Here is a 4,211-nt window from a genome sequence, read left to right as displayed (position 1 = left end):
ACCGCGTCCGTCCCCGCCTCCACCAACCGCCACAGATCCTCCGGCGACGCCACCCCACCCGGATACCGGCACGCCATCCCCACGATCGCGATGGGTTCATCGGCGTAGGTGCCGAGGGCCGGTGTGCGCGTCCCCGATTCGGTGGGTGCCGGATCGCTCCCGGGAACGAGGGAGCCGAGGTAGTCGGCGAGGGCCTGTGTCGAGGGGTGGTCGAAGACGGCGGTGGTGGGCAGCCGCAGTCCGGTGGTGCGGTTCAGCCGATTGCGCAGTTCCACTCCGGCGAGGGAGTCGAAGCCGAGCTCCTTGAAGGCACGTCGCGGGTCGAGTGCGGTGACGTCGGCGTGGCCAAGGACGGCCGCCACGGTGTCGCGTACGAGGTCCCGCACGACCTCGCGGCGCCGGTCCTCGGGGAGTCGGGCCGTCTCCCCGGCCCAGTCCGTGCCGACGGCCCGGCCGGTGCTCGCCGCTGCGCGACGGCGTGGGGTGCCACCGAGTCCGCGCAGCAGGGCCGGCGGGTCCGTGAGCGCGCGGACGGCGGGCAGGTCGAGTTCCACCGGGGCACGCAGGGCGCGGGCGCCGGGGAGAGCGGCGTCAGTGAGGGCCGCGTCGAACAGCGCGAGTCCCCGCGCCGGTTCGAGCGGCTTGATGCCGGTACGGCTCCAGCGGGCGAGGTCCGCGTCGGCGAGGGTGCCGCCCATGCCGTGGGTCCCGCCCCACAGTCCCCAGGCGAGTGAGACGGCGGGGAGGCCCAGGCCCCGGCGGTGGGCGGCCAGCGCGTCGAGGAAGGCGTTGCCCGCCGCGTAGTTGGCCTGGCCAGCCGTGCCCAGCAGGCCGGAGACGGAGGAGAAGAGCACGAAGTGGGCGAGGTCCATGTCGCGGGTGAGATCGTGCAGATGCCAGGCCGCGTCCACCTTGGGCCGCAGCACGGCGTCCAACCGCTCTGGCGTCAGTGCTTCGACCGTGCTGTCGTCGAGGACTCCGGCGGCGTGGACGACCCCGGTCAACCGGTTCTGCGGTGAGAACCGCCCCAGCAACCGCTCCACCGCGACACGATCCGTCACATCACACCCCACCACCTCCACCTCGGCACCCAACTCCCGCAAAGACGCCGCGAGTTCATCAGCACCCGGGGCATCCCCTCCCCGACGACTCACCAGCAGCAGACTGCGCACCCCGTGCTCCACCACCAGCCGGTGGGCGATGAGGGCGCCGAGCCCGCCGGTGCCGCCTGTCATCAGGACGGTGCCCTCGGAGACGGCGGGCGCCGTTCCGGTGCCCGCGGGGGAAACGGCGGCTGGCGCGGCGGCCCGCGCCAGCCGGGGGGCCGTCATCCGGCCTTCTCGTAGGGCGATTTGCGGCTCGCCGGTGGCCAGGGCGGCGGACACGAGTGCCTGCGCGGCGTCCGGGCCGCCGTTCTCCCCTGTCTGTACGTCCGTGTCCACATCCACGAGGAGCATGCGGCCGGGGTGTTCGGACTGTGCGGTGCGGACCAGCCCCCACATGGGTGACGACTCCGGCGCCGTGACGCCCTCCCCGGGTACGGCTTCGACCGCTCCCCGGGTGAGGAACACTAGCCGTGCGCCCGCGTACCGTGTGTCGGCGAGGAAGCTCTGGATCAGGCGGAGTGTGCGCGCCGCCGTCATGTGAGCGGCCTCCGCGGGGTCGGTCCGGGTGTCCGTCGCGTCGAAGGTCCCGGCGGTGACGACGACCACGTCGGCCGGGTTCGCGCCCTCGGGGACGGAGGGCAGTCCGCCGTTCTCCGCATGAGCGAACCGCAGCGTGTCAGGTGTCCCCGCGAGGTCGGGCAGAGTCGTCCATTCCACGTCGTACAGCGCGTCGCGACCGGTGTCGGCGGGGCCCACCAGGTCGCGGGCGACCGGCCGCAGGACCAGCGAACCGACCTCTGCCACGAGCCGGCCCGAGGGATCGGCGGCGGTGAGCGAGAAGGTGTCCGTGCCCGCCGGGGAGATACGGACCCGCAAGGTCGTCGCCCCGGCGGCGTGCAGGACGGTGTCGCTCCAGGAGAAGGGCAGCCGGACGGTGTCGGCCGCCGCGCCGCCCGCCCGTTCGCCGACGTGCAGCACCAGCAGGTGGAGGGCCGCGTCGAAGAGCGCCGGGTGGAGGCCGAAGCGGCCCGCGTCCGCGTGCTGTTCGGCCGGCAGGGACACCTCGGCGTACAGGTCCTCACCCGCCTGCCAGGCGTCGGTGAGCCCTTGGAAGGCAAGGCCGTAACCGTAGCCGAGGCCGGCGAGCCGGTCGTAGACACCGTCGAGCGGCAGGCGCGACGCGGCCGGCGGCGGCCACGGCATCGGGTCCTCGGCCGCGGGCGTCGGCGTGACGCCCAGGAGGCCTGAGGCGTGCCGGGTCCACGGCAGGCGCTCCTCCGGCCCGGCACCGGCGCGGGCGTGCACGGCGAAGGCCCGCGTACCGGTGTCGTCCGGCGCGTCCACCGTGACCTGGATCCGCACGGCCCCGTTCTCCGGCAGCGTCAGCGGGGCTTCCAGGGTCAGCTCCTCGACCCGTTCCGTTCCGAGGCGCGTGCCTGCCGTCAGGGCCAGTTCGAGAAGGGCGGTGCCGGGCACCAGGACCGTGCCGGCGACCGCGTGGTCGGCCAGCCAGGGGTGGCTGCCCAGTCCGACACGGCCGGTGAGGACGAGGCCTTCGCTGCCCGCGAGTTCCAGCTCCGTGGAGAGCAGCGGGTGGTCCGCGCGGTCGAGCCCGAGGCTACCGACGTCGGTGGTGGCCTGCGGAAGCCAGTGGTGCGCGCCCTGGAAGGCGTACGTCGGCAGTTCGGTCCGGCGTCCGCCGGGGAAGAACGACGCGGCGTCGAGCGGGGCGCCCCGCGTGAGGGCCGTCGCGAGGCCCGTGGCCAGGGTCTGCTTCTCGGGCCGGCCGGCCCTCAGCAGGGCGACGGTGGCGGGTTCACCGGTGAGGCAGTCGCGCACCATGGACGTCAGGACGGCGTCCGGGCCGACCTCGACGAACACGGTGGCGCCGCGCCGTTCAAGGGTGCGGGCGGCGTCGAGGAAGCGGACGGTGCCTCTGATCTGGGCGGCCCAGTGGTCGGGGGAAGCGAGGGTGGCTGCCTCGGCGACCTCACCGGTGAGGGTGGAGACGATGGGGATGCGCGGCGGGCGGAAGGTGAGCGTGCCCGCGACGGTGCGGAACTCGTCGAGGATCTCGTCCATGTGGGGCGAGTGGAAGGCGTGGCTGACCCGAAGCCCGCGGGTCCTGCGCCCCTTGGCGCGCCAGCGTTCCGCGACCAGTCCGGCCGCGTCCCCGTCGCCCGAGATCACCAGCGCGGTGGGGCCGTTGACGGCGGCGACCGTGAGTCGTCCGGTGAACTCCGTGAGATCGTCGGCGAGTTCGGCCTCCTCCGCCTCGATCGCGATCATCGCCCCGCCGGCCCTGGCCGACTCCATCAGCCGGCCCCGGGCGGCGACGAGCCGGGCCGTGTCGTCGAGGGAGAGCACTCCTGCGGCGTGCGCCGCGGTCAGTTCACCGATGGAGTGTCCGGCGAGCAGGTCGGGGCGCAGTCCGTGGTGGGCCAGCAGCCGGAACAGGGCCGTCTCCACGGCGAAGAGGGCGGGCTGGGTGTACGCGGTCCGGTGCAGCAGTGCTCCGTCGGCACTGTCGTCCGGGGCGAACAGGACGTCGCGCAGAGGGCGTTCGAGGTGACCTTCGAAGGCCGCGCAGGCCTCGTCGAGGGCGGCGGCGAACACCTTCGAGGAGCCGTGGAGTTCGCGGCCCATGCCGGCACGCTGGGCACCCTGCCCGGTGAACAGGAACGCGGTACGGCCCGCGCCGGACGCGTTTCCGGTGATGAGGTGGGGGCTCTCCGCTCCCCGTGCGAGGGCGTCGAGCCCTGCCAGGAACGAGTCCTTCGTGGTGCCGAGGACCACGGCTCGCTCGTCGAGGGCCGCGCGGGTGGTGGCGAGGGAGTGGCCGATGTCCGCGGGGTGGGCGCCGGTGTCGTCGACGAGCGTGCGCAGTCGGGCGGCTTGGGCACGCAGGGCGGACGGGTCGTGTGCCGTGAGCAGCCACGGGGCGGGGGTGGTGGATTCATCGGGCTCGGGGGTGACGGGCTCGGGGATGGCGGGTGCGTCGGCCGGCCGGTGTTCGATGATGACGTGGGCGTTGGTGCCGCTGATACCGAAGGAGGAGACGGCGGCCCGGCGGGGGCGGTCCACCTCGGGCCACTCACGCGCCTC

1 protein-coding gene is annotated in these 4,211 nt (G+C 74.0%); it reads right to left on the bottom strand.

Annotated features, from left to right (window positions below; all coding sequences use genetic code 11):
- Positions 1 to 4,211 (bottom strand): SDR family NAD(P)-dependent oxidoreductase (locus ACFVH5_RS44000; RefSeq protein ID WP_385839307.1); only part of this gene is annotated, 4,211 nt, incomplete at both ends.

Origin of the sequence: Streptomyces sp. NPDC127119 (assembly GCF_042677425.1) — a bacterium.
Taxonomy (GTDB): Bacteria; Actinomycetota; Actinomycetes; order Streptomycetales; family Streptomycetaceae; genus Streptomyces.
This window is presented reverse-complemented; position numbering and strand designations above follow the sequence as displayed.